This is a genomic window from Priestia endophytica (genome assembly GCF_026790145.1).
GTDB lineage: Bacteria > Bacillota > Bacilli > Bacillales > Bacillaceae_H > Bacillus_I > Bacillus_I endophytica_A.
The window spans coordinates 377,271-402,165 of sequence record NZ_JALAMS010000018.1; the positions used below are offsets into that span (position 1 = coordinate 377,271).

The window sequence follows — 24,895 nt, forward strand, 5'->3', positions numbered from 1 at the left end:
AAATGCAACTCTATGTTAGAAATTTATTAAATAATAATATACGAGGAGGAGTTAAGATGAAGATTATTAATCCAGTCCTTAAAGGTTTTAATCCTGATCCAAGTATATGTAGAGTAGGAGAAGACTATTATATTGCTGTATCTACATTTGAATGGTTTCCAGGTGTGCAGATCCATCATTCAAAAGATTTAGTAAATTGGCGCTTGATTGCACATCCATTACAGAGAGTTTCACAGCTAGATATGAAAGGAAATCCTAATTCGGGAGGAGTATGGGCACCTTGTTTAAGTTATAGTGACGGGGAATTTTGGCTTATATACACAGATGTAAAGGTTGTGGATGGTGCTTGGAAAGATTGTCATAACTATTTAGTGACTTCGGAAACAATTGATGGAGAATGGGGAGAACCTATTAAATTAAATAGTTCTGGATTTGATGCTTCTCTATTTCACGATTTTGATGGCAGGAAATACTTATTAAATATGTTATGGGATCACCGAATCAATCACCATTCATTCGGTGGTATTGTAATGCAGGAATATTCACATGAGGAACAGAAATTAATTAACAAGCCAAAGGTCATTTTCAAAGGAACGGACATAAAACTAACAGAAGCACCTCATCTTTATCATATTGGGAATTATTACTATTTACTCACAGCAGAAGGTGGAACGCGGTTTGAGCATGCTGCTACAATTGCTCGCTCAACGGATATTGAAGGTCCATATGAACTTCATCCAGATAACCCAATTTTAACGTCTTGGCATGAACCTCGAAATCCATTACAAAAATGTGGACATGCCTCAATTGTTCAAACTCATACAAATGAATGGTATCTAGCTCATTTGACAGGCCGTCCAATTCATCCTTCCGATGATTCAGTTATTCAGCAAAGAGGATATTGTCCACTAGGTCGAGAAACAGCTATTCAAAAACTAGAGTGGAAAGATGGGTGGCCTTATGTAGTTGGTGGAAAAGAGGGTAGCTTAGAGGTGGGGGCACCGAGTATTGCCGAAACTACGTTTGAAGCAACATATCCAGAGGTTGATCAATTTGAAAGTGCAAAATTAAATATTAACTTTCAGACATTACGAATCCCCTTTACAGATGAATTGGGATCATTAAGTGAAAGACCTAACCATTTACGTCTATTTGGACATGAGTCATTAACATCTCTATTTACTCAAGCATTTGTAGCAAGACGTTGGCAAAGCCTTCACTTTGAGGCAGAAACAGCGGTTGAATTCTATCCAGAGAACTTTCAACAAGCAGCAGGGCTAGTTAATTATTATAATACGGAAAATTGGACAGCTCTTCAAGTAACGTACGATGAAGACCTTGGACGTATTTTAGATCTAACAATATGTGATAACATCTCTTTTTCGCAACCGTTAAAAGATAAAATTATTATCCCTCGTGAAATAAAATATGTTCATCTAAAAGTAGAGGTTGAACATGAGAAATATTATTACTCTTATTCTTTCAACAAAGAAGAATGGACTAAAATTGAAGTTATATTAGAGTCTAAAAAATTATCAGATGATTATGTTCGAGGAGGAGGATTCTTTACAGGAGCTTTTGTAGGAATGCAATGTCAAGATACAAGCGGTCAAAATATTCAGGCTGATTTTAAATACTTTAGTTATAAGGAAAAATAATATAAATCAAAAGGAGACTTTTACTTTTACCAAAGTCTCCTTTTGATTTATTTGTTTCTATAATATAGTCGTTTTTCTTGAATTTAAAATTTAGGGTTTTAATTATTATAAATCTGTTCTTTAGAGAAATATAAACTTTTAATGCCAAGGAAGTGTTGAATATTTAAATAAGTTGCTCCAATTAAAATTGCGCGATTTCCTAGGGAAGAAGAGGCTACTTCTATGTCGTCAATCATAAAGCATGTTAATTCTTTTTTTATAGTTTCTAACAATGAGGGTATTGTACGGATTAATTCACTATTAAGGAAAATAACATCAGGATTATACGTATTATTAATATTATTAATAGCAATTGAAATATATTTAGCTGTTTCTTTTAACAACTTAATTGTTTCTTCATTATTTTGTTCAACAGCTTGAGCTATTTCATAAAAGGAGGCTTGTGGTCCTTCTGGATTCAGTAAACTGAAACGTTCTAAAATCGCTTTCTCGGAATAATACTGCTCAAGGCACCCTCTGTTCCCACATGGACAGGCTTTTCCATCTGGAAATAGAATAGTATGCCCAATTTCTCCAGCATAACCATTTTTCCCATAGTGTAATTCTTTATCTAGTATAATACCTGCGCCAATTCCGGAATGGATACTAATGCTAACTAAATTCATGAAATTTGAATGATAGGCTAATTCGGCAATTGCTGAGAGGTTTGCTTCATTCTCAATTAGGACTGGGACTCCTGTTTCTTTTTCAATGATTTCTGTTAAATTAAGTTTATTCAGATCATAGTAAGGAGTGAAAATAATTTCATTGTCCAAGGTTACACCATGGATTGCTATTGCTATTCCAATTATACCGTATTCAGTAGGGGGAGCTTGTTCTTTGCAAAGTTGATATACATCTAGGAGAGATGTATAAACATTATGTCTATCTATTTTGATATTCTCTTGATAATGCTCCTTTATAATAGAACCATCAAGGTAAGTAAGCATGAAAGCGATATAATTATAGCCAATGTCAATACTAATGGATAGTCCAGCCTTCGCAATAAATTGAAGAATAATGGGTCTTCTTCCTCCAGCTTGTGTACTTGTTCCAATACCTGTTTCCGTAACAAGTTTCCGATCAATTAAGGTTTTTACAATCTCCGAAACAGTCGCCTTATTTAAACCACATATTTTTGCTAATTCTGCACGTGAGAGGGGGCCACTTTTAATAATTTCTTCGAGAATAACTAGTTCATTTTGTTTCCGTATCATATATTTATCTGTTGTTTCCATATAAGTACCTCATTTCCTCATCTCTAGATTAATGATATTAGTTTATCGTTTAAGAATTTATTTGTCTAACCGATGTAAGCGCTTGACAATAGAGTTATATATAATTATCATAATATTATTAGTTAGTTTATCGTACTAACATACTTAAGGTCAAATATAATAGTTATAGAACTGAGGTTTTATGACGTTTTTTTCATAAAAATGCAGTTTGCGAATTGATTAGAAATCTGCAGAATGACCTTTTTTATGTAGATAAAGGAGTGAAAATAATGAAATATGTAATTGGAATCGATCTAGGAACGAGCGCTGTCAAAACGATTTTGGTTAATGAAAATGGAGAAGTTTGTGGGGAAGTTTCTAAAAGTTATCCACTTATTCAAGAAAAGGCAGGATACAACGAGCAAAATCCGGAAGACTGGGTACAGCAAACGATTCAGGCCTTAGCTGAGCTTGTTTCCACATGTCAAGTTCAAGTTAATGATATTGAAGGGATTAGTTATTCTGGACAAATGCATGGGTTAGTTTTGCTTGATCAAAACCAGTGTGTGTTACGTAATGCTATATTATGGAATGATACAAGAACAACTTCTCAATGCATGAATATAGAGGAGGAGTTTGGAGAACAGTTGTTGGAGATTACAAAGAACCGTGTTCTAGAAGGTTTTACATTGCCTAAAATCTTATGGGTGAAGGAACATGAACCTGAAACGTTTGAAAAAGCAGCCCTTTTCCTACTTCCTAAAGATTATGTAAGATTTAGGATGACAGGCATCATTAATAGCGAGTTTTCAGATGCAGCGGGAACTTTACTATTACATGTAACACGTAAAAAATGGGACTATGATCTATGTAAGCGCTTTGACATTCCTACAGAGATCTGTCCACCACTTGTTGAATCACATGATTGTGTAGGAACGCTGCTTCCTAATATTGCAGAGGAGACAGGACTGGCTAAAAAAACGAAAGTATTTGCAGGTGGAGCTGACAATGCATGTGGAGCCATTGGTGCTGGTATTCTCTCTTCAGGCAAAACGTTATGTAGCATCGGTACATCTGGAGTCATCCTTTCATATGAGGAAAATAAAGAACGAGATTTTAAAGGAAAAGTTCACTTTTTTAATCATGGGAAGAAGGATGCGTTTTATACAATGGGGGTTACGCTTGCTGCAGGTTACAGTTTGAACTGGTTTAAAGAAACGTTCTCTCAAAATGAAACATTTGAGCAGTTGTTGCATAGGGTAGCATCCGTTCCAATCGGATCCAATGGACTGTTATTTACCCCGTATTTAGTAGGGGAAAGGACGCCACATGCTGATTCTCTTATTCGGGGAAGCTTTATCGGAATGGATGGATCCCATAAAAAAGAGCATTTTGTAAGAGCAGTTATGGAAGGGATTACATTCTCTCTTCATGAGTCCATTAAACTGTTCCGGAAAGAAGGAAAATCAGTTGATACGATTATCTCGATTGGTGGTGGAGCGAAGAACGAAACATGGCTTCAAATGCAAGCTGATATTTTCAAGGCCAAAGTAATTAAGCTAGAAAGTGAACAAGGTCCAGCAATGGGGGCAGCCATGCTAGCTGCTTTCGGGAGTAGATGGTTTGAGTCACTTGAACAATGTGCAGAAGAATTTATACGAGAGACGTCAATATTTTATCCTAAAGAATTAAATGTAGAGAGATATGAAGCTCTATTTAATATTTATCAAGAGGTTTATTTTAAAACAAAAGATTTGAATGCTGCATTATCTACGTTTAGAGATCAATAACAAATTTTACGAGACGTAAAAAATGATTATTAAATAGAATATCAAATTCAAAGAGTTATAGAACAATTCATTAAGAACACAATGAAAATATACGAAGAAAACCTCAACTTTTCTCCAAAGCCGAAATTATAATGGAGAAGTTCGTATTGAAATTAGAAACAATTTGTAGGAGAAATGAGGTTCCTACTATTTATGTACCTGTCTACCTACATCTTCCTTATCTAGCACTAGCTTATGGAACTTTAAAAATAGTGGCCTTTAGAAACCCTTTTTCTCTTTATCCTGTTCAATTTTCAGCTTTAATAAGAGAAATGACTACTTTATAGAAGGAATTTCTTATTTGAGGAAAAAGGTCACCAAGTTTCACTGTAAAAAGAAGGAGAACTTTTCCCTAAGAAAATCCGTTTTATAACTTTTGAAAAATAGGAGAAAATAACTAAAAAATGTAAAGTTCCTATTCCTCGTGTTTATGAACAATGATAAAAAGGGAATGAAAAAGTTACATATTAAGATAAGGTGGAATAGACAGTGAAAAAAGACTATACAATTGGCGACTACTTACTAGACAGACTAGCTGAAATTGGGGTTCACCACGTTTTTGGCGTGCCTGGTGATTATAATTTAATGTTTTTAGATGAAGTTTTAAAACATAAAGAGTTAGAATGGATCGGCAACTGTAATGAGCTTAATGCTGCATATGCTGCTGATGGATATGCAAGATTAAACGGCATCGGAGCTGTTATGACTACATTTGGGGTTGGCGAGTTAAGTGCTGTAAACGGAATTGCTGGTTCATATGCTGAACATGTTCCAGTTATCAAAGTCACAGGGGCTCCCACAACAAAAGTGATGAAAGAAGGTGCTTACGTTCATCATACATTAGGAGACGGAAACTTCCATCGTTTTTCAACGATGTTCAGGGAAGTGACGTGTGCTCAAACCATATTAACAGTTGAAAATGCGAGCCAAGAGATTGACCGGGTACTTCTTGCTTGTTTAACAGAAAAAAAGCCTGTTCATATTGTGCTTCCTATTGATGTATATGATAAACCTGCTAATAAGCCTAAGAAACAACTTTTAAATGAAGAAGTGGAGAGCAATGAACAAGCAATGGACGACATGCTTACCAATTTATTAGTGAAAATAAACAAAGCGAAAGAGCCGGTAATTTTAGCAGATTATGAAGTATACCGCTACAAAGCGGAAAAAGAGTTAATGCACTTTGCTGAAAAGAGCGGCTTTCCCCTTGCAACGTTAAGTATGGGAAAAGGGGTTTTTGATGAAACACATCCTCAATTTATTGGTGTTTATAATGGAGACTTAAGTGATTCTTATATTAAACAAAGAATAGATGAATCTGATTGTATTATAAGTGTAGGAGTGAAGTTAACAGATTCTATTACAGGCGGGTTTTCACAAGGATTCTCTGAAGAAAACGTGATTCATCTTCATCCTTTGTCTGTTGAGGGGGAAGGAGAAAAATATGCACCTCTTACAATGAAAGACACGTTGAATACATTAGCTCATCACATCAAAAAACGAGAGAGAGAAGAAATGAACATTATATCAATTGCTTCTCAGCAACAACAACCATTTGAAGCAACAAACGAAAAACTTACGCAAACGCGATTCTTTGAGCGTCTTTCTCATTTTATAAAAGAAGATGATGTACTCCTTGCTGATCAAGGAACTTCCTTTTTTGGCGCAGCAACAATGCCTTTAAAAAAAGGAGGGACATTTATTGGTCAGCCATTATGGGGATCTATTGGCTATACGCTTCCTGCGATACTTGGAAGTCAGCTTGCAGACAAAGAACGTCGCAACATTCTTTTAATTGGAGATGGTTCTTTCCAGCTTACAGCTCAAGAACTTTCAACCATCATTTATCAAAAAATTAAGCCCATTATTTTCTTAATCAACAATGATGGCTATACAGTAGAACGCGCTATTCACGGTGAAAACAAATCTTACAATGATATTGTTATGTGGGATTATGAAAAACTTCCAAGCATTTTTGGCTCAAAAGAAGCAAGCGAAACGTTTAAAGTACAAACAGAGCAGGAGCTTGATGATATGTTAAACAAGATAGAACATCATGATAAGCTTGTTTTCGCTGAAATCAAAATGAACAGAGATGATAAACCTGAATTATTAACAGAGCTCTCTAAACGATTTTCTAATCAAAATTCATAGTCGAAGCCTCCACTCATGTATGGGTGGAGGTTTTTTAAAGAATAAATATTTCTTCTGCTCTTTTTAATAGGATTTCATCACAATTTGTAAAAAATAGGTCTATTTTCCTCGTCAAATGTATTCGTGTAAAAATTTATTAAATATTTAAAAAATTATTGCAAATCTTAACTCATTCTATATAATAAATTTTAGACTCACAGAAAGAGAGGCGAAGTGTTTGAAATTTAGTGGGAAAAAGAGAAAAGTGATCATTTATTCTGCCACAATGTTGACGATGATGGGAGGGGGATTGCCTAATACGATTTATGCACACGATAACATTAACGCAACCGCAACCAATATGAGCTTAAATGAAAACGAACATGTAAAAGATGTTGTGAGCAGCGGAGATCTTGCAAAACTGTATATGCTCGGCATTTTATCGAGTGAAGGTGTTTCACAAAGAAAAATGCCAAGCAGTGAGATGAAGATAGATAAGGCAGAACTTGTAAGAAATGACCTTATTGCGGTTACATTTAGTACAACTCTAAAAAGCGTAGACAAAAATGATATCGCTTTCAAAGGAGGTCAGAACGATATTTCAATTCAAAACATGACTCAAAGTATAAACAAAAAAGGGCAAACCGTTGTTCTTTTCCAAACCTCTACAAAAATTAGAGGTAACGTATATGCTGAAGTAGTGAGAAAAGAAGCTACTCATTCTTTAAAACAAGATAAACGCCAAAAACTTCAGGATATAAGGGAAAGATTCGAGAAAATCGGGAAAGTAGTAACCGTTTCAAAAGACGAAAAGGGAGAATATCGTACCGTTCAAGAAGCTATTAATGCAATCCCTTCTGGAAACAAAGAGAAAGTTACCGTCTTTATTTTTAACGGTGTATATAAAGAAGTTGTCACAGTACCTGAAGATAAAGATTTTGTTTCACTTATCGGTGAAAACGCCAACAAAACAAAACTTACGTATGACAACTATTCAGGGAAGGAGAAACCTGGGGGCGGAACGTACGGGACATCAGGAAGCGCAAGCGTTTATATATATGGCGATGATTTTACGGCTGAAAATCTCACATTTGAAAATGCATTTGATGAAAAAAGTGTTGATGTAAAAGATGAGCAAGCTGTTGCCGTATATACGAAAGGCGAACGACAAGTTTTTAAGAATACGAGATTTATTGGAAACCAAGATACATTGTACACAAAAGAGGGCACGCAATACTTCTACAAATGCTATATTGAAGGAGATGTCGACTTTATCTTTGGAGGTTCTCAAGCCGTATTTGAAAAATGTGATATTATGTCTCTAACGAGAGGATCTTCAACTGTAAATGGGTATGTCACAGCGCCAAGCACTCAAATAACAGACGAATATGGCTATTTATTTATTAAAAGCAGGCTTTTAAGTAATGCAGAGGATGGAACTGTCTATCTTGGCAGACCGTGGCATCCAGGTGGCGACCCTCATGCAATTGGAAGCGTTGTGTTTAGAGAAAGTTATCTTGGACCGCATATCAATGAACAAGGATGGACAGACATGTCAGGTTTTTCTTATCGTGATGCCCGGTTTTATGAATATAAAAACCATGGTCCAGGAGTCGCTTTTAATGACTCACGGGAGCAATTAACAAGAGAAGAAGCCAATCAGTATACAATTCAAAATGTGTTAAATGGCTGGAATCCAAAAGAAAAAGCAGAATCTGAAAGATAGGTGAAGAAGATGAAAAAGAAAATCCATTTTATAGGTCTTCTACTTCTCCTATTAAGTTTAAGTTTTGGGGGGATAAGAGTGCAAGCGACAAGTTCTGTTTCACAGTCACATAAAAGTAAAATAACAGTCTACCTTGTTGGGGATTCGACTGTTTCAACCTATGATTCTTCCGTTGCGCCGAGAGCGGGGTGGGGGCAAGTTTTTGAGGAAGAGTTTCGTCATAAAGTGACGGTCAGAAATGAAGCGCAATCTGGTCGAAGCTCAAAAAGTTTTATTGACGAAGGAAGGTTAGATTCGATCCTAAGCGAAATTCAAAAAGGAGACTACCTTTTGATTCAATTTGGACATAATGACGAAAAAATAGAAGATCCGAGTCGCTATACAGAGCCTTCTACTACGTATAAAAGCTATTTAAAACAATATATTGACGGAGCTCGTGCTAAAAAAGCGACGCCTGTTTTAATTACACCTGTTGAACGTAGACGTTTTACTGAAGAAGGTATTGCTTATGATTCTCATGGGACATATCCCAAAGCAATGAAAGAGCTAGGAAAAGAAGAAAATGTGCCTGTTATTGATTTAACAGAGAAAAGTAAAGCATTGTACGAAGAACTTGGCGTTGAAAAAACAAAAGACCTCTTTCTTTGGCTCGAAAAAGGAGAACATCCTAACTATCCAGATAGAGTAATTGATAATACGCATTTTCAAGAAAATGGAGCAAGGGAAATTTCACATCTTGTAGCAGAGGGTGTAAAAGAATTAAAAATTGTCCCGTTAAAGAACTACCTTAACAAAGAACAGTTCATTTCTAATCACTAAAATGTTAACGTTAACATTTTAGTTTTAAAGGAGGAGTTTAGGATGAAAAAAGTAGTAAAAGGGCTTATGTTAGCATCCCTTCTTATTGCAGGTAGTACTTCACCAGCATCAGCAGCTTCTAGCAATCTCGGAAAAGCGACGCTTGCTTCAAATGATGGCTGGGCTTCTTATGGAAAAGGAACAAGGGGTGGCTCAGGAGCAGACAGTCGTCATACATTTACAGTGAAAAATAGAAGCGAATTTGTTCGTGCTCTTTCAGAGGGCGGGAATATGCCGAAAATTGTTTATATTGAAGGATCAATTGATTTTAATGTTGATGAAAACAATCAGCCTGCAACAGCTGAGCACTATGCGAAAAAGTGTGGCTATGATTTTAATGCTTACCTTCAAGCTTACAGCCCAGAGAAGTGGGGGTATGATAAAGAAGTAAGCGGGCCGCTTGAAGATGCACGAGTATGTGCTCAAAAGGAACAGCAAAAGCAAGTAGTTGTGAATGTTCCTTCTAATACGTCTATTATCGGAGTAGGTAAAGATGCTAAAATTTTAGGAGGAAGTCTTAATATTAGTGGAGTAGAAAATGTTATCGTTCGAAATCTTGCATTTGAGGCGCCGAGAGATTTCTTTCCACAATGGGATCCAACTGATGGGGATCAAGGAGAGTGGAACTCTGAATATGACAATATTGTAGTCACAAATGGTGCAGAACATGTCTGGGTAGATCACAATACATTTAGCGATGGTCGCTATCATGATAAAGGATTTGGCGAGTATTTTGGACGCAAATTTCAACAGCATGATGGACTATTAGATGTAACAAATACAGCAAGCTATGTGACAGCTTCTTACAATGTTTTTCAAGACCATGATAAAGTCTCCCTTATTGGATCAAGCGATAGTAAGACAAGTGATCGAGGTCGTTTAAAAGTAACCCTTCATCACAACTACTATAAAAATTTAACCCAGCGCTTACCTCGTGTTCGTTATGGGGAAGTTCATGTGTACAACAACTACTATGAATTCGCAAAAAGTACGGATTACTCATTTCAATATGCATTAGGAGTTGGAAAAGAATCTAAGATTTATGCACAAAACAACTACTTCTCGTTTGATTATAATGTACCTCTAGGGAATATCATTAAAGATTGGAAAGGAACATCTATTTATGAAGAGGGTTCATATGTAAAGAGCCCAGCAGGAGAGCGTCAAGTTGATTTACTTCAAGAAACAAATAAAGAAAATGGTACAAAATTAGATGAAAATGTAGGCTGGAAACCTTCTTTATATAAAAAAATTAACCCAACCCAATCTGTGCCAGGAACTGTAAAAGCACAAGCAGGTGCAGGGAAGCTGTAAAAAGAAAAGCCTTTGTAGATAACTACAAAGGTTTTTCTTATTTTACCCCTATGCTTCCTTTAATAAGATTAGGAGGAGTTTCTCCTTTTAATCCAGCTACTAGATTTTCAGCTCCAAGCATTGCCATTTTAAGGCGTGTTTCAGCTGTAGCAGAGCCGATATGTGGCAACGTTACAACGTTTTTCATAGAAAGGAGAGGATTGTCTGGACTCACTGGTTCTTGTGCAAATACATCAAGTCCCGCCCCTAAGATTTCTTCTGTTCTTAAAGCATTTATAAGGGCTTCTTCATCAACGGTTTTTCCTCTTGAGCCGTTAATAAAGATAGCGCTCTGTTTCATAAGCTCAAACTCACGTTTTCCCATTAGTCCCTCTGTCTGAGGAGTAAGAGGCGTCATTAAGCAAACAAAATCGGACTTTTGTAGCAGCTCTTCTAAAGAACAATATGTTGCATTGTATGTTTTTTCTTCTTCTTTTTTTCGGGAGCGTCCATAATACAAGATATCCATATCAAAACCAAAATGCGCTCTCTTGGCAATAGCAGAGCCAACCCCTCCCATACCAATGATTCCTAGTGTTTTATGGTGAACATCAACCCCAAAATGCTCCTCTTTCAATGTTTCTTTCCATTCGCCATTTTTGACAAACTGATCTAATTCAGGCATTCTGCGCGCTGTTACAAGCAAAAGACCAAAAATCGTATCTGCAACAGTATCATTTAACACATCAGGTGTATTTGTAGCAATAATATTTCGTTTTGATAGTTCACCCAAATCGAGATTGTCATAGCCAACAGATGTATTACACACCATTTTTAGACGTGGAGCACGATCTAGTAAGTCTTCATTTACCTTCAAACCAGATCCTAGCAGGGCATCCGCATCTTTTAATTCTTCTAAAAATGTTGGATAAACATCTGAATGTAGCTTCTCAAAGTAAATGACCTCACACGTTTCTCTTATAAAGTTCAAAACCTTTTCATCCATTTTTTTATATACGATAACTTTTGGTTTCATGAAGTTTCCTCTTTTCTTTTAATTGTTCACTTCTAAAACTTCCACTTTATATCCTTAAACTCCTTTTTTAAAAGAATCCTATTGCGAGTTGGATAGAAGACCAAAGAGCTAATGCTGTTGCAAGAAATAAGCATAAATTTTCAAACCAGTTGTTGCGATATTTTCCCATAAGACTTTTGTTATTAGATAAAACAAGCATACCAATGGCAATGACAGGGAAGCCAACGACGTTTAAAGCATTCACTAAAAGTGTCAGTGTAATAAAACCAGGCATTCCAGGAATTGACCAAATGATTGGCGTAACGAGCACAAAAAGCATAATCCATTTGAACAGTGGATCTTTATTGTATTTTCCGTTATATTTCTCTTTTCTTTTCTTGTTAATTACATAATAAGCATCTGTAATAAGTCTTGGGTATCCTGTCGATTTTCCAACAATGCTCGCAAATAAAACGCCAAAAACTCCAAGGTAGAAAATAAGCCAACCTATTTGACCTAGCTGCATTTGCAGAGCTGCTCCAAGATCATCAATTGTTTCAACTTCAATACCCTTTGGTTTTAATATTCCAGCCCCAATAATCCAAATGGCTAAATTAATTACAATACAAACCCCAATTGCAAAAAGTAAATCATTACGCTGAATTTTTAAGTGTTTTGGTTTTGTCCAGCCTTTTTCTTTTAAAAAGTAAGGATGCACAAAATTAGAAATAGATCCAGCTACAGCTCCAACTATTGAAACCGCTAACAAGAAAGCCCCATGCAAGCCTGCATCACTTGGAATGCTAAACCCAACTGTACCTTTTACAATTTCTCCAAAGTCAGGGGATGATTGAACGGCCAAAACAAGAAAGGCCACTGTCAACAATCCTAAAATAATCTTCATTACATTTTCAATCGTATTATAAATGTTTCGTCCGATTAGCAGTAAGATAAGGACAACAACAATAACAGATCCTAAGAAGGGCTGGTTAATATGAAGGAGCGTTGACAGCACTTCACCAGCTCCTTTGATCATATATGAATTAAAAAGATGACCCATGATGAGCGCATATACCAAAAGAAAATAAGCAAAGAAAGGATGAATTCGTCCGTAACCTTCTAAGAGAGACAAATTTTCGTTATTGCAAAGCTGAAAACGTGCAATAACATTTACAATGAGAAATCTGAGAAGAAGAGAGAGAGCTAAAATCCACATTAAGCTGTATCCATAGGAAGCTCCGGCAACAGAAGAAGTCACTAAATCTCCTGCACCAAGCCATGTTAAAACTGCTAAAATACCTGGACCAAACGTTTTAGCGAACTCTGTTAGAAAAGACTGTCTTTTTTCAACTACAACTTCCGCACTTTGTAAATTAGACTCGTTTTTCATTAAAATCCCCCTTATAAACTTTGGGTACGCTTTCATTTTAGGAATTAAGTGGTTTTGACAAGATGAAAAAATACAGAGGATGTCAACGCCAAGAAGAGTAATCACGAGAAGAGTCGTTAGTGTGATGTAAAGTAGATATAGTAGAAAGGATAATGATAATAGAGAACAGTAAGTTAGTATTAGATTTAAAAAAGAGCAAAATGAACCTTAAAGTAAATCCCTCCCTGAATAATATTCTGAATAATCAAATTTATTGTAAGACAAATAAAAATGTAAGTCAATAAAATATTAGAATAGCAAATGTGAAAAAAGTTGCTTTTCCTTTAGTAGAGGGGACTTTATAACTTTCACAATCATGTAATAAGAAATGGAATAAGAAAATAAAATGATTAAGAAGAACCGAAGCATGATGACATCCTAGCAATCATGAACGAAAATTAATAGCTGTTTACCTTAATTTTCCCTTAATTTACGCTGAACCTCTTTCCCTCCTGAATAAAAACTATTAAAATGTAATTAAGGAAGAATTTGGTTCTGACAGGAGCTTTATTTTTCAAATAGATGAGAAATAAAAACTTATCATTTAAAAAGACTAAGGAGGAAGAACATGAGTAGAGTTGTAGAAATTGTGTTTTCGGTAATTGGAATTGTGCTTTTTTTAATTGTTTCAGTAGGAAGCGGTTTTGTGCTTGCTCTTCCACAAGACAATCAAGACGTACTAGACGGTTTTCAACAAGCTCTAGATGAAAGCAATATTACAAACATTAGTGCAAGTGAGATGGCGTCTACTATTAGTGATGGAGCTCTTTATATTCTTATTGTGACGCTTATTTGCGCTATATTAGGAATTGTTTCTATTATTTATCTAAAAGGAAACAAAAAACCTAAGCTAGCAGGGGGAATTTTAATTGTCACAGCTATTCTTGGAACAGTGGCAACATTTGTTTTAGGTATATTTGGTGGGATTGCTTATTTAATTGCTGGAATCATCGCACTTGTTCGCAAATCAAAAAAAGTAGAAACTAGTAGAACATATTAGAGGAATTTAAGTTTTTATTGGCTATTGGATTACGGGAAAAGTATGAGTCAGTTGGGAAAGCAGCATAACGATAAGGGTAAATGTTATACATAATGAAACCTTTCCAGAACTCATTGTGAGAGAAGAAATGATTATTCCAAAACTAAACAGAGTTTTCTAGAGTATAATATTGATATTGTTCGAATTGAAGTTAATCAAGCTTCTCTTTAAGAAATCTATGTAAGTATGAAATAGTATAAAGAAGGGGCTTCACTATTGAGTGAAGCCCCTTCTTTATGAAGCATGGCGTCTTTTTTGTACTAGTTCTTTAAATAAAGGTGTCTTCATACTCATACTTATGTAGACAAGAGCTCCACATAAGACAGAGACAAGAGAAGATATAATAGCAAGGTGATATATTGTTACATGTCCGCCAATATAGGTTGTTACTAAATAGTTACTTAAAGCTACAAAAATAGCCATTATTGCTACTAATAAAGAGGCGAATGATAGTGAATGCACTAAAGATTTCACACTATAATGAATAGCTTTCTTAATGAGATAAAAGTTATACAAAACAGAGACTAGATATCCACCATATGTAGCAAGAATAGGGGAAATTTCTTTGAAAGGTAGGAGAAAAGCAAAGTTTAAGATAACTTTCACCACAATCCCAATGAACATTCCGACAATTAGTTTTTTCTGCTTATTTAACCCTTGAAGAATTGCTGCTGTAACAGTAAAGAGAGCAAATAAAATAGCCATAGGAGCATACCAACTTAGAATGTGCCCACCTAAATCAGGACTGTTATTAATCCCAAATATCATCGTATAGACGGGTTTTCCTAATATACAAAGCCCAATTGCAGTAGGAAGTGTAAAGAACATGAGAACTTGTAGCGTTTTGCTAATCTTCTCTTTCACTTCTTCAAGATGTCCTTTTACATATGAGGAAGTAATACCAGGAATTAGAGACATGCCAAAAGCAGTTGCAAGAGAGACAGGAACCATTACTAAAACTTGTGAAAGCCCAATCACCGAATTAATGTTTTCAGCTTGAGACAGCGAATATCCAATGGATTGAAAAAGTGAGTTGATTGTAAATGTATCAATATTTTGATAGATTGGAATAGCTAATCCAACAAGTACAAAAGGAATGGCATAGCTTATCAACTCTTTAAACATCACCAGAGACGCTACTTTTTCGTTATTCTTGCTCTCTTTTACTTGCTGCTCTATGAGTTTTCGTCGTTTCGTATATGTAAAGACGAGAACAGAAAGACCTCCAAGTCCCCCAATAAAGGCTCCAAAAGTACCAACTCCAACAGCTTCTGTTACCTCATGATTTAAAAGATCGACGACAATATACGCTCCAACAACAATAAAGATGACGCGTACAACTTGCTCTAATATGGTACTTAATGCAGAAGGACCCATTGATTGGTTTCCTTGAAAGTAACCTCTTAATAAGCTCATAGGAGGAATAATGATAAGAGCAAAACTGACGAGTCTAATTACGTAAATAACGTCTTCTTGACTGTTTCCCCCTGTGCTTTTACCCGTAATTACAAAACTTGAAAGAAAAGGTGCAAGAGAATACAACACAATAAATGATAAACATCCTGTTATCGTCATGAGGAAAATCCCGAATTTTAGTAAATCTTGTCCAGCTCTATAGTTTCCAAGTCCATTATATTTTGATACAAATTTAGAAACAGCAAGTGGAAGACCCATTGTTGATATACTTAGCATAAACGTATATGGACTATAGGCATACTTATAAAGCGCATAGCCTGACGTACCGACCAATGCTGTAAATGGAATGATATACACAAAACCTAATATCTTCGTAATAAGGGAAGAAAGAGTAAGAAAAAATGTGCCGCGAATAAAACTGTTTTTCATTTATAAATCTCCTAGTTCATAGTTTCTAGAAAAAATTATGACATAAATCGACTAAATTTACCAATCTTAAAGAGAAGAAGGATGGCACTAAATAGTATGTTCATACGTTTTTTGGATTAACTTTTTGTTTACCATCGGCCAAATGAACAGATATAAGCTATTTTGTTGTGATTTAAAACCGTTCATAACATACTTAGTATAGAAGATAAGGAGGAAATGTTATGAAGAAGATAAATACATTATTACGAGAGCGTATTGGCATGTCACAAGGAGAAAAAATAGAATTTGATGATTTACACACACTCCTTCCTCGATTAGCAAAAGAACTTCCTTTTGAAAATTTATGTATTATTGAAAATAGAACAAGTGAACTTACAGAAGAAAATTTGGCACATAAATTTTTTACACGAAATGAAGGGGGAGTATGCTATGAGCTAAATTCTCTTCTCTATTTATTTCTTGTTGAAAACAATTTCGATGTAAAGCTTGTACGAGGCGTTATTTATGAAAACGAAAATAACAAATGGAACGACATTGGGAAAACCCACGTTGCTATCCTTGTTAACTATAAAGAGAAAACCTATTTAATTGATACAGGATTTGGTGGGAATCTACCGTTAAAACCTGTTCCATTAACAGGGGAAGAAGTTCATTCTAATAATGGAGATTTTAGAGTACACAATATAAAAACAGAGCATGGTAACTATATTTTTGAAATGAAAGTAAGAAATAAAGATAGTGACTGGAAGTGGGGCTATGCTTTTGATGCATCGGAGTCTATTGGAGAGATTGGAAAACTAAACGAAGTTCAAGAGATTATTGTGAATCATCCACAATCTCCTTTTAATAAAAAACCGCTTATAACGCGTTTAACCTATGAGGGAAATATAACAGCAACTGAACAATCTTTTACAGAGTGGAAAGATGGAAAGATGACGAAAAGAGAAATGAATAGGGAAGAATTCGAGAAATTAATCCAAAACTATTTTGGATTTAAAAAAGTGTAAATTTAGCATGAAAGCTTGAAACTATAGGAAAGTGGAGCTCGTCTAAAGGGAGCATTAAAAAAGTAAAGAACGGATTTTTGTATAAAAAAGGAGCTCAAACACATGTCCAAAACGTTTACTGTCTTATCGTATGTTCTATTTTTTACTCCCTTTATTCTTATTTGTAACTTCTTATTTAACATTGTTCCACTTGAAAAAATTCAAGGAATGCCTGTTTTTCTTCCCCTACTATTTTGTCCAATTGGCATTTTCTTTGCTTTACGAGCTTATAAAACGAGGAAAAGAGCAATTTCCTTTATTGGAGCTATAGCAAATGGCCTTTTATTTCTCTTTCCTATTATGTATATGATCATTGGAACAGCCTTGTTTGGAGTTTAAAATAGAATGTAAGTTAGAAAGGACCCAAAGCTTAATGCATAGTTTTGGGTCTTTTTTTATTTTTGAAAAAATAAATAATCAGAAAATAAAGAATATTATTGACATAAACAAAACAAAGTCAATATAATAATAAATAATAACAGAAATAAACAAATGTAAATAAAGGTTTATTTGTTGTTTTTATGTTGAAAGACGGTATTTTTTGAAAGCGTTTGCTTTGTGGAAAGGAGAGAAAAATGGATAGAAAAGAACTTGAATAAATCATTAGCTTGTTGATTGAAAACTTAGTGAATTTAGATGATCCAGAAGGAAAATATGCAATTTTGCTTAAAGACGGACGAAAGATTGATAACAAAAGTTTTAACTATTGGGAATGGACCGCTGGAATTGGGCCATAGGGAATAATGAAATATTATCGATGAACGTCTTAAATATGATTATAAAGTGGTTTGATCAGCAGTTTGAACAACCGCCAGTCGAAAAAAATGTAAATGCAATGGTTCAAATGTTAACGCTCACATATCTCTATGAAGAAACAAAAAATCCAACATATTTGCCACATTTAGAAACATGGGGAGATTGGTTGTATCACAATATGCCTCGTACAAAAAGCAATGGCCACTCTTTGTTTAGTAGAATACTTATATTTTAACATTTAGAACATAGTCGATAGAAAATAGCATGAATTCCTACTAAAAAATAAGCTTATTTCATTCTCTTTTTAATCTACTTTCTCAAGCGCTAATTATGTTTCACATTGCTATTTGTCTACAAGATTCTTTTTAAAAGCTGAAGAAAAAGGAGGAAATATGATGAGTAAACCTCAACGACAAATTAAATTTGTAAACTATCTTTCTTATGGATTAGGAGATTTTGTAGGAGCAGGAGCATTTGCCCTCACTGCTGCATGGTTAATGTACTTTTATACAACATTTTGTGGATTAACAGCAACACAAGCAGGCTCCATCTTTGCAGTTGCAAGGGTTGTGGATGCTGTTGCAGCTCCTGCAATGGGATATATCACCGACAATTTTCATAAAACAAAGCTTGGTCGAAGATTTGGCAGGAGAAAATTTTTCATTTTAGCAGCCATTCCGCTCATGCTTATATATGCGTTAATATGGGTAGATGGCTTTAACTATTGGTATTATATGTTAACTTACATTATTTTTGAAATCGCTTACTCTATGATTTTAATTCCATATGACACACTAGCAGCAGAAATGACAGATGATTATAAAAAACGCTCAAAGCTTACTGGTGCGAGAATGTTTGTTGCGCAAATTTCCGCTGTTTTCGCTTCCTTTATTCCTGGTCGACTTATTGAATCGCTAGGGAAAGATGATCCGCTAAGCTTTCTTTATTCAGGATTAATTTTCACCGCAATTTTTGTTGTTGTGTTAGTTGTTCTCTATAAAAATACGTGGGAGCGTCCACTATCAGAAATTCCGATTGAAAAAGAGATTGATAAGAAAACGCTGCTTCAAAAAATTGAAAAGGTGTACGTTGATTTATTTTCAACTCTTCGCGTTAAAACATTTAGACATCATTTAGGAATGTATTTAGGAGGCTATTTAAGTCAAGATGTGTTTAATGCTGTATTTACGTACTTCATTGTTTTTGCTCTCATGCATAATGCTGTTGTTGCTTCTAACCTCTTAACCGTTATGTATATTCTCCAGATTGTAGGAGTATGGATTGCGATGACATTGACGATTAAATTGAATCCAGCGCCTGCTTATCGGACGGCAATTCTCTTTTTTATGGTAGGCATTTTAGGATTTGCCGCATTGAGGATTACAAATGTTGAAAATAGTTTACTTCTTATGTTTATTATGATTGGCATTGCTGGATTAGGGCGCGGAGGCCTTAACTATATTCCATGGAACAACTATGCCTTTATTCCTGATATTGATGAAGCTCTAACAGGACAGCGCCGCGAAGGAGTTTTTGCTGGTGTAATGAGTTTAATTAGAAAAGCTTCTCAAGCTCTGGCCGTTTTCTTAGTTGGCGTTGGACTAGACTTATCAGGCTTTGTTTCTGGGCAAGAAGTTCAATCTTCATCTGTTGTTCAGACAATTACAAGTATCTTGCTTTTTGGAACGCTTCTCTTTCTTATTGGCGGTTTACTTATTTCTTATCGTTATAAATTAACTAAAGAAAATCATGTTGTATTGTTAGCTGAAATTCAGCGGCTGAAAAAGGGCGGACTTAAAAAAGAAGCGTCTCCTGAAGCTCGTGAAGTAGTGGAAAAATTAACAGGATGGGACTATGAAAAAACATGGGGAAACAATCCTGTAGGATATGAAAACTATGTAGCTTATAAAAAGAGTCGAAAAGAAGGACCTGATATCAAAACAACGCTATAGCTTCTTATAAGGAAAATGTACTTGTTCATTATCCAAAGCTTCAATTCTATTCAGATCGAACGTTAAGATTAAAAGGGAGTTGAAGTTCTGTTTTTGTAAGCGTTTTAAGGAGGGGAAAAAATGAAGAGAAAGAAACCATCACTTTTAAATCGAATGATTATAATGCTGCTTATACCTTTATTATGTATGACAACGCCTGTTTGGGCAGATACGAATGGGAAAACAATGACAAAAGGAGAAAAGCTTGACCGTGGATTAGTAGCCGTCTCCACCTCAGAAGGAGTTTATCTTAGCTGGCGGTTTTTGTCTCAGGAAGCAACAGGCTATTCAGAAACAGGGTTAACAGGTGTGAATTTTAACGTATATCGAAACGGAAAGAAAATTGCGTTTGTAAAAGATAGTACAAATTTTTTAGATAGAGATGGGAATTCAAAGTCTACCTATTATGTTTCCTCTTCCCAAAATGAAAAAGGGACAGGGAAAAGCGCTGTTGTTACGCCAATGAATGAAGCATATTACGATTTAAAGCTAAAGAAACCAAAGGATGGGAGAACACCTGATGGCCAAACTTATACGTATGAAGCAAATGACACGAGCGTTGGAGATGTGGACGGAGATGGACAGTACGAGCTTTTTGTAAAATGGGATCCATCAAATTCAAAAGATGTTTCACAAGTAGGGTATACAGGCAATGCGTATATAGATTGTTATAAACTTGATGGGACTCTTCTTTACCGAATTGATTTAGGCGTTAATATTAGAGCTGGTGCTCACTATACGCAATTTTTAGTATACGATTTTGATCAAGATGGAAAAGCAGAGATGATGCTCAAAACAGCTCCAGGTACAAAAACCATTCAGTTTGATAAGCTTGGAAATGTACAAGGTGAGAAGTTTATCACAATGCCTAAAGGAGATATAAAAGCAGGCTATCGTCATAGCGATGATTACCGAATGAACAGTGAGGATTACTATGATCATGTTGTGAAGATGTTTATGAATTGGCACAAGCATGAAGAAGTTCAAAAAGGAAATTGGCCAAAAACGCTTGAAGAATGTTTTGGGATTGCTAAGAAGTATCGCTATCCCCTATCACGGGAGGATGCAGAAAGTTTAGCTGATTACTTCATGGATGAATATGCCCCAAAGAGAAGTGAACGAAATAAACTGCGCGACTTCCAAGGGTTTATTTTAGAAGGACCCGAATATTTAACCGTATTTGAAGGGGCAACAGGTAAAGAACTCGAAACGATAGACTATGAACCTCAGCGCCATGATGATGGATTAATGTGGGGCGACTATGCAACCCAAAGAATTGAACCAGGTAACAGAGTTGATCGGTTTCTCTCAGGTGTTGCTTACCTTAAAGAAGATCAACCATACGCTATTTTTGCAAGAGGATATTATACAAGAGCAAATGTTGTTTCATATCGTTGGGATGGAAAAAAACTTAAGAAATATTGGGCTGTTGATAGTGGATGGACACCGATGAGTAACCCATTTAACAGCAACCCACATGAGAAAGATGGGGAAAGTAAAAAATATGGTACTCTTACAAACCAAGGTGCTCACTATCTTACAACAAGCGATGTTAACAATGATGGAAAGCAAGAAATAGTGTATGGAGGCGCGACAATCGATCATAATGGTAAGTTGCTATATAGCTCCTACGATAAGATGCCGCCTGAAAGTGAAAAAAGTAGTGAAAGGGTGAAGCTTGGTCACGGCGATACCCTGCACGTTGCTGACATTAATCCAAAACGAAGCGGACTAGAAATTTTTATGGTGCATGAAAATGGCACAAAAGCACCTTATGGCTATAGTTTACGTGATGCAAAAACAGGAGAAGTAATTGTTGGAGAATATACAGGTAAAGATACAGGTCGTGGGATTGTAGGAGACATTGATCCTGCGCATGAAGGATTAGAAATGTGGGCTACAAGTCTATTAAGCGCTGATGGCCAAAAAATAGATCAGAAGTTTCCAGGAACAAATATGAGCATTAGATGGGGAGCTGATATGACAACCCAAATCATTAATGGAACCTTTGCAGAGCCGCCAACAATCGATGACTGGAAAAAGGGACGATTACTAACAGCTACAAATACGAGTACAAACAATGGCACAAAAGGGAACCCAAGCTTAGTTGCTGATCTGTTTGGAGACTGGAGAGAAGAACTTATTGTGAAGAAAGCGGATAGCTCAGCGCTTCGTATATATATGAGCACAGAAAAAACAAATCATAAGTTATATACCTTAATGCAGGATAAGCAGTACAGAACAGGAATTGCCAACCAAAATACGGGGTATAATCAACCTGCATATCCGAGCTTCTATTTTGCTTCTGATATGAATTGGCGTGACGTTCCTCTTTTGAAAAACCATCACTAAGTTAAGGGAAAAGTCGGAGCTTTAAAGAGCTCCGGCTTTTTCTATTGATATTCTCTTGAAAACAGAACTAAATCAATATATAAAAGTTGTCTTAGTTCTGGGGAAAATACAAAAAAACAAACTTATCATAAAATAAGTTTGTTTAAGAAGCAGGTTTATCAACAAAGTCAACGGTCGTAACGATGATGTTTTTTTCTTTTAATTTCTCTTGAGAATGGGGAGGGAGTTTTACGTCCACGATCATTTCATCAACTTGATCTAGAGTAGAGATATGTGAAAACTCTCGGTAACCAAACTTGCTAGAGTCGACCATCAAGAATGTTTTATTCGATCTTTCAATCATTTTTCTTTTTAAGAGAGCTTGCCATTCGTTTGAGTCACTTAATCCACTATTTAAATCAATACCTTTACAGGAAAGAAAGGCTTTATTAACATGATAATTCTCAAGCGATCGCTCCGCTAACGGTCCTACATAAGACAAGGATTTTGGAAGCAGGATTCCACCAGTTGAAATCACTTCAATTCGGTCTTTTTTGCTAAGTTCAATCGCAACCTTAATAGAGTTTGTAATGACAGTGAGCGGAATGTTAGGAAGTATTTTGGCCATATACCATGCGGTTGTACTTGCGTCAAGAATAATCCGGTCACCGTTTTCTACTCTTTTTACGGCTTCATGAGCGATTATTTTCTTTTCCAATACATTTGTAATTTCCCGTTCTGAGAAATCTATTTCGCTTTCTTTTTCTTGGACACTCACTGCTCCACCATGACTTCTTCGTAATTTATTTTCTTTTTCGAGTTTTTCAAGATCACGTCTAATTGTTTCTTCTGTAACAGCAAAAAGCTCACTAAGCTCAGAAACTCGAATGCTTGATCGTAAATTAACTAAATCCACAATTTTTTGTTGTCTTTCGGCTACTAGCATTCATAACGTCCTTTCCTTCAATATCTGTAAAACAAATTACAGAGGAATATGTTGTTTTCTTTTTATTTTGTCTCATCATATCATACTTTTTAATATAAATTCACGCTGTAGTTCATGCTTTCTTAGAAGAATGCGCTCTTTTAAACACGTTCAAAGGCTAGCGAAGGAGAAAAAACATAAAGGAGAAGAGTGAAACAAATATAAATAAAAAAATTAAAAGTTTGTTTTCGTTGAATTGTTTTTTGAATCAAAGTGCGATAATGATGTAAATGTTTTATTAGGGAGGTTTTTTATGTGAGTATTTACTGCAAAACGTGTCATTTTTAAAATTGAAAATCCCTTATTCTTTATAAATGCTACTTTATAGAGGAGATGGAATCTGGTAAGATTTATCATGTAAAGGTCAACATGACCATGTTAAAACCAATTTACCATATATATTATAGGTTCCTATCATTTTAAAAAAGGGAGGAGAGAGAAGAGAGCATAATGATATAGGATAGAACCTAGCTTGCTAAAGTTTGTTTCTGACTGTAAGGCATAACATATGTAGTAGAGACAACAGATAAAAGCAACTTACATCATTTAGTAACAACGGATGACGGCAAATGTGGAGGAAAAATATTGAGATTTCCAGTTGTAAAGGAAGAGAAAACAAAAAACAGCTTCGATGAGACAGCAATAGTAGAATGTTTAGATTATCCATATCCAAAAGTACAAGTGACGGCTCTTATCCAAATTGTAAAGGGTAACATATCCAATGCAGAAGTTATTTCTAAACTTATTGAGCTAAGCAAGTGTAGAAAGGAAGAGATTCACAAAGTATTTGGAAAAGATACAATTGGTCACTATAGTATTGCGGCACTTCAAGTATTAAATACATATGAATCAACTAGAGCTTTTGAAGACATAATGAGTGAACTAGAAGAGGGAGAACAAAACATCATTAAAAGAATCGTTCAAAACTTCAACATGTAAGACCGTTTATATCAATATATGAGATGGAAGTGAAAAAAGCAGTGAGAAGCTTTCGGCTTCTCACTACTTTTTTAGGTCAGCTTTAGCTAATCCTTTGCCATAAATAGAGAATAATAGAGCTTGAGAGAAGAAGAAAGCCAGATAGTGGCATACCTTGTGCTTCTTGTTTAAGTATCTTTTTTAGATGGTGTGCTTGTTCTGCTTGGTGCTCTCTATAGGAAAGAATGAGAGTGTTTAGCGGTTTAGTAATAATCGTAATATTAGAGTTTTCCCTTTCTATAATTTCTTGTGACTTAGAGAAATTAACATTAAACATAATATAGCAGTTTCGAACAAATAAGCTTGTTTTCAAGGGAGTATAAATGAGGTAAGCGAGCGCTAATATGACACAGATGATAATGAGTCCTTCAATGATTGAAAGCTGCTCTTGAATCATAGCTAGAGCAGTAAATAAACTGCAAAATGTCCCGACGGCATTGCAAGCAATATAAGGAGAGCTAAAGGTCTTACAGCAAATAATGAGAAGTCCTGCTAAAGCAAGTAAAATGATGACAAGATTCATATTCATAAATGACTCCTTCCTATTTATCTTCCTTTATGTGTATCATTACCCTAAATGAGTCCTCTATCTACATTATATGAAGAGAAATTTTTTATTAAAGAGATAAAATAAGCTAGAAGAGAGAAACTGCCTATAATAGAAAGACGATTAATAATCATATGTGGAAGAAAGATGCATAAAATGAGAGAGTTTCTATCAAGTTTG

20 protein-coding genes are annotated in these 24,895 nt (G+C 35.4%); 14 read left to right on the forward strand and 6 right to left on the reverse strand.

The genetic code is table 11. The features are described 5' to 3' along the window. The first annotated feature begins 56 nt into the window (after nt 1-56). Complete coding sequence (gene xynB, locus MOC86_RS15635) at nt 57-1,658, forward strand: xylan 1,4-beta-xylosidase (RefSeq protein WP_268584986.1); 1,602 nt, start codon at nt 57-59, stop codon at nt 1,656-1,658. A 98-nt stretch (nt 1,659-1,756) separates the two neighbouring features. On the opposite strand, the gene MOC86_RS15640 is transcribed toward xynB, so the two are convergent. Beyond that, complete coding sequence (locus tag MOC86_RS15640; RefSeq protein WP_268584987.1) at nt 1,757-2,935, reverse strand: ROK family transcriptional regulator; 1,179 nt, start codon at nt 2,933-2,935, stop codon at nt 1,757-1,759. 269 nt (nt 2,936-3,204) lie between these two features. On the opposite strand from MOC86_RS15640, the gene xylB reads away from it, so the two are divergent. The 6 genes from xylB to MOC86_RS15670 all read left to right on the forward strand — a co-directional run bounded on the left by xylB (nt 3,205) and on the right by MOC86_RS15670 (nt 10,774). Further along, nucleotides 3,205-4,704 carry a xylulokinase gene (gene xylB / locus MOC86_RS15645; protein ID WP_268584988.1) on the forward strand — a complete coding sequence of 500 codons (1,500 nt, stop codon included), beginning with the start codon at nt 3,205-3,207 and terminating at the stop codon, nt 4,702-4,704. A 146-nt stretch (nt 4,705-4,850) separates the two neighbouring features. Further along, nucleotides 4,851-5,030 carry a hypothetical protein gene (locus MOC86_RS15650; protein ID WP_268584989.1) on the forward strand — a complete coding sequence of 60 codons (180 nt, stop codon included), beginning with the start codon at nt 4,851-4,853 and terminating at the stop codon, nt 5,028-5,030. A 202-nt stretch (nt 5,031-5,232) separates the two neighbouring features. Then, nucleotides 5,233-6,897 (forward strand): alpha-keto acid decarboxylase family protein, encoded by a 1,665-nt coding sequence (locus MOC86_RS15655; RefSeq protein ID WP_268584990.1) that lies wholly within the window; start codon nt 5,233-5,235, stop codon nt 6,895-6,897. Between the two features lie 217 nt (nt 6,898-7,114). Further along, a complete protein-coding gene (locus tag MOC86_RS15660) occupies nt 7,115-8,602 on the forward strand; it encodes a pectinesterase family protein (RefSeq protein ID WP_268584991.1) in 1,488 nt (495 codons plus the stop codon). Nucleotides 8,603-8,680: 78 nt separating this feature from the next. Further along, on the forward strand, nt 8,681-9,421 hold the full coding sequence (locus MOC86_RS15665) for a rhamnogalacturonan acetylesterase (RefSeq protein ID WP_268584992.1): 741 nt from the start codon (nt 8,681-8,683) through the stop codon (nt 9,419-9,421). A gap of 42 nt (nt 9,422-9,463) precedes the next feature. Next, complete coding sequence (locus tag MOC86_RS15670) at nt 9,464-10,774, forward strand: pectate lyase (RefSeq protein ID WP_268584993.1); 1,311 nt, start codon at nt 9,464-9,466, stop codon at nt 10,772-10,774. Between the two features lie 37 nt (nt 10,775-10,811). Here the strand turns inward: MOC86_RS15670 and MOC86_RS15675 are convergent, their stop codons facing one another. Together MOC86_RS15675 and MOC86_RS15680 are read right to left on the reverse strand one after the other, a co-directional pair. After that, nucleotides 10,812-11,789: a 2-hydroxyacid dehydrogenase gene (locus tag MOC86_RS15675; RefSeq protein WP_268584994.1), complete on the reverse strand. Its 978-nt coding sequence runs from the start codon at nt 11,787-11,789 to the stop codon at nt 10,812-10,814. Nucleotides 11,790-11,856: 67 nt separating this feature from the next. Further along, a complete protein-coding gene (locus MOC86_RS15680) occupies nt 11,857-13,158 on the reverse strand; it encodes an Nramp family divalent metal transporter (protein ID WP_268584995.1) in 1,302 nt (433 codons plus the stop codon). A 607-nt stretch (nt 13,159-13,765) separates the two neighbouring features. Here MOC86_RS15680 and MOC86_RS15685 point away from each other — a divergent pair. After that, entirely contained in the window at nt 13,766-14,197 is a 432-nt protein-coding gene (locus MOC86_RS15685; protein ID WP_268584996.1) for a DUF4064 domain-containing protein, read from the forward strand. 273 nt (nt 14,198-14,470) lie between these two features. Here MOC86_RS15685 and MOC86_RS15690 read toward each other — a convergent pair whose 3' ends face one another. Next, entirely contained in the window at nt 14,471-16,081 is a 1,611-nt protein-coding gene (locus MOC86_RS15690) for a putative polysaccharide biosynthesis protein (RefSeq protein ID WP_268584997.1), read from the reverse strand. Nucleotides 16,082-16,302: 221 nt separating this feature from the next. Here MOC86_RS15690 and MOC86_RS15695 point away from each other — a divergent pair, with 221 nt between their 5' ends. The 5 genes from MOC86_RS15695 to MOC86_RS15715 all read left to right on the forward strand — a co-directional run bounded on the left by MOC86_RS15695 (nt 16,303) and on the right by MOC86_RS15715 (nt 22,226). Then, nucleotides 16,303-17,088 carry an arylamine N-acetyltransferase family protein gene (locus MOC86_RS15695; protein WP_268584998.1) on the forward strand — a complete coding sequence of 262 codons (786 nt, stop codon included), beginning with the start codon at nt 16,303-16,305 and terminating at the stop codon, nt 17,086-17,088. 102 nt (nt 17,089-17,190) lie between these two features. Beyond that, nucleotides 17,191-17,466 (forward strand): hypothetical protein, encoded by a 276-nt coding sequence (locus MOC86_RS15700; protein WP_268584999.1) that lies wholly within the window; start codon nt 17,191-17,193, stop codon nt 17,464-17,466. Nucleotides 17,467-17,884: 418 nt separating this feature from the next. Further along, nucleotides 17,885-18,118, forward strand: coding sequence for a glycoside hydrolase family 88 protein (locus MOC86_RS15705; protein ID WP_268585000.1), 234 nt, complete (start codon nt 17,885-17,887; stop codon nt 18,116-18,118). A 160-nt stretch (nt 18,119-18,278) separates the two neighbouring features. Beyond that, complete coding sequence (locus tag MOC86_RS15710; protein WP_268585001.1) at nt 18,279-19,835, forward strand: MFS transporter; 1,557 nt, start codon at nt 18,279-18,281, stop codon at nt 19,833-19,835. 120 nt (nt 19,836-19,955) lie between these two features. Then, complete coding sequence (locus MOC86_RS15715; RefSeq protein ID WP_268585002.1) at nt 19,956-22,226, forward strand: rhamnogalacturonan lyase; 2,271 nt, start codon at nt 19,956-19,958, stop codon at nt 22,224-22,226. A gap of 142 nt (nt 22,227-22,368) precedes the next feature. Here MOC86_RS15715 and MOC86_RS15720 read toward each other — a convergent pair whose 3' ends face one another. Then, on the reverse strand, nt 22,369-23,151 hold the full coding sequence (locus tag MOC86_RS15720) for a DeoR/GlpR family DNA-binding transcription regulator (RefSeq protein WP_268585003.1): 783 nt from the start codon (nt 23,149-23,151) through the stop codon (nt 22,369-22,371). 624 nt (nt 23,152-23,775) lie between these two features. Between MOC86_RS15720 and MOC86_RS15725 the strand changes: the two genes are divergently transcribed. Then, on the forward strand, nt 23,776-24,129 hold the full coding sequence (locus tag MOC86_RS15725) for a hypothetical protein (protein WP_268585004.1): 354 nt from the start codon (nt 23,776-23,778) through the stop codon (nt 24,127-24,129). A gap of 82 nt (nt 24,130-24,211) precedes the next feature. Here the strand turns inward: MOC86_RS15725 and MOC86_RS15730 are convergent, their stop codons facing one another. Continuing rightward, nucleotides 24,212-24,697, reverse strand: a complete 486-nt coding sequence (locus MOC86_RS15730) for a hypothetical protein (RefSeq protein ID WP_268585005.1) — start codon at nt 24,695-24,697, stop codon at nt 24,212-24,214. Nucleotides 24,698-24,895 lie beyond the last annotated feature (198 nt).

Excerpts from the sequence above, each read along its gene's own strand:
- xynB (WP_268584986.1), top strand. The coding sequence starts at position 57 with ATGAAGATTATTAATCCAGTCCTTAAAGGTTTTAATCCTGATCCAAGT.
- MOC86_RS15640 (WP_268584987.1), bottom strand. The coding sequence starts at position 2,935 with ATGGAAACAACAGATAAATATATGATACGGAAACAAAATGAACTAGTT.
- xylB (WP_268584988.1), top strand. The coding sequence starts at position 3,205 with ATGAAATATGTAATTGGAATCGATCTAGGAACGAGCGCTGTCAAAACG.
- MOC86_RS15670 (WP_268584993.1), top strand. The coding sequence starts at position 9,464 with ATGAAAAAAGTAGTAAAAGGGCTTATGTTAGCATCCCTTCTTATTGCA.
- MOC86_RS15675 (WP_268584994.1), bottom strand. The coding sequence starts at position 11,789 with ATGAAACCAAAAGTTATCGTATATAAAAAAATGGATGAAAAGGTTTTG.
- MOC86_RS15680 (WP_268584995.1), bottom strand. The coding sequence starts at position 13,158 with ATGAAAAACGAGTCTAATTTACAAAGTGCGGAAGTTGTAGTTGAAAAA.
- MOC86_RS15685 (WP_268584996.1), top strand. The coding sequence starts at position 13,766 with ATGAGTAGAGTTGTAGAAATTGTGTTTTCGGTAATTGGAATTGTGCTT.
- MOC86_RS15690 (WP_268584997.1), bottom strand. The coding sequence starts at position 16,081 with ATGAAAAACAGTTTTATTCGCGGCACATTTTTTCTTACTCTTTCTTCC.
- MOC86_RS15695 (WP_268584998.1), top strand. The coding sequence starts at position 16,303 with ATGAAGAAGATAAATACATTATTACGAGAGCGTATTGGCATGTCACAA.
- MOC86_RS15700 (WP_268584999.1), top strand. The coding sequence starts at position 17,191 with ATGTCCAAAACGTTTACTGTCTTATCGTATGTTCTATTTTTTACTCCC.
- MOC86_RS15705 (WP_268585000.1), top strand. The coding sequence starts at position 17,885 with ATGAACGTCTTAAATATGATTATAAAGTGGTTTGATCAGCAGTTTGAA.
- MOC86_RS15710 (WP_268585001.1), top strand. The coding sequence starts at position 18,279 with ATGAGTAAACCTCAACGACAAATTAAATTTGTAAACTATCTTTCTTAT.
- MOC86_RS15715 (WP_268585002.1), top strand. The coding sequence starts at position 19,956 with ATGAAGAGAAAGAAACCATCACTTTTAAATCGAATGATTATAATGCTG.
- MOC86_RS15720 (WP_268585003.1), bottom strand. The coding sequence starts at position 23,151 with ATGCTAGTAGCCGAAAGACAACAAAAAATTGTGGATTTAGTTAATTTA.
- MOC86_RS15730 (WP_268585005.1), bottom strand. The coding sequence starts at position 24,697 with ATGAATATGAATCTTGTCATCATTTTACTTGCTTTAGCAGGACTTCTC.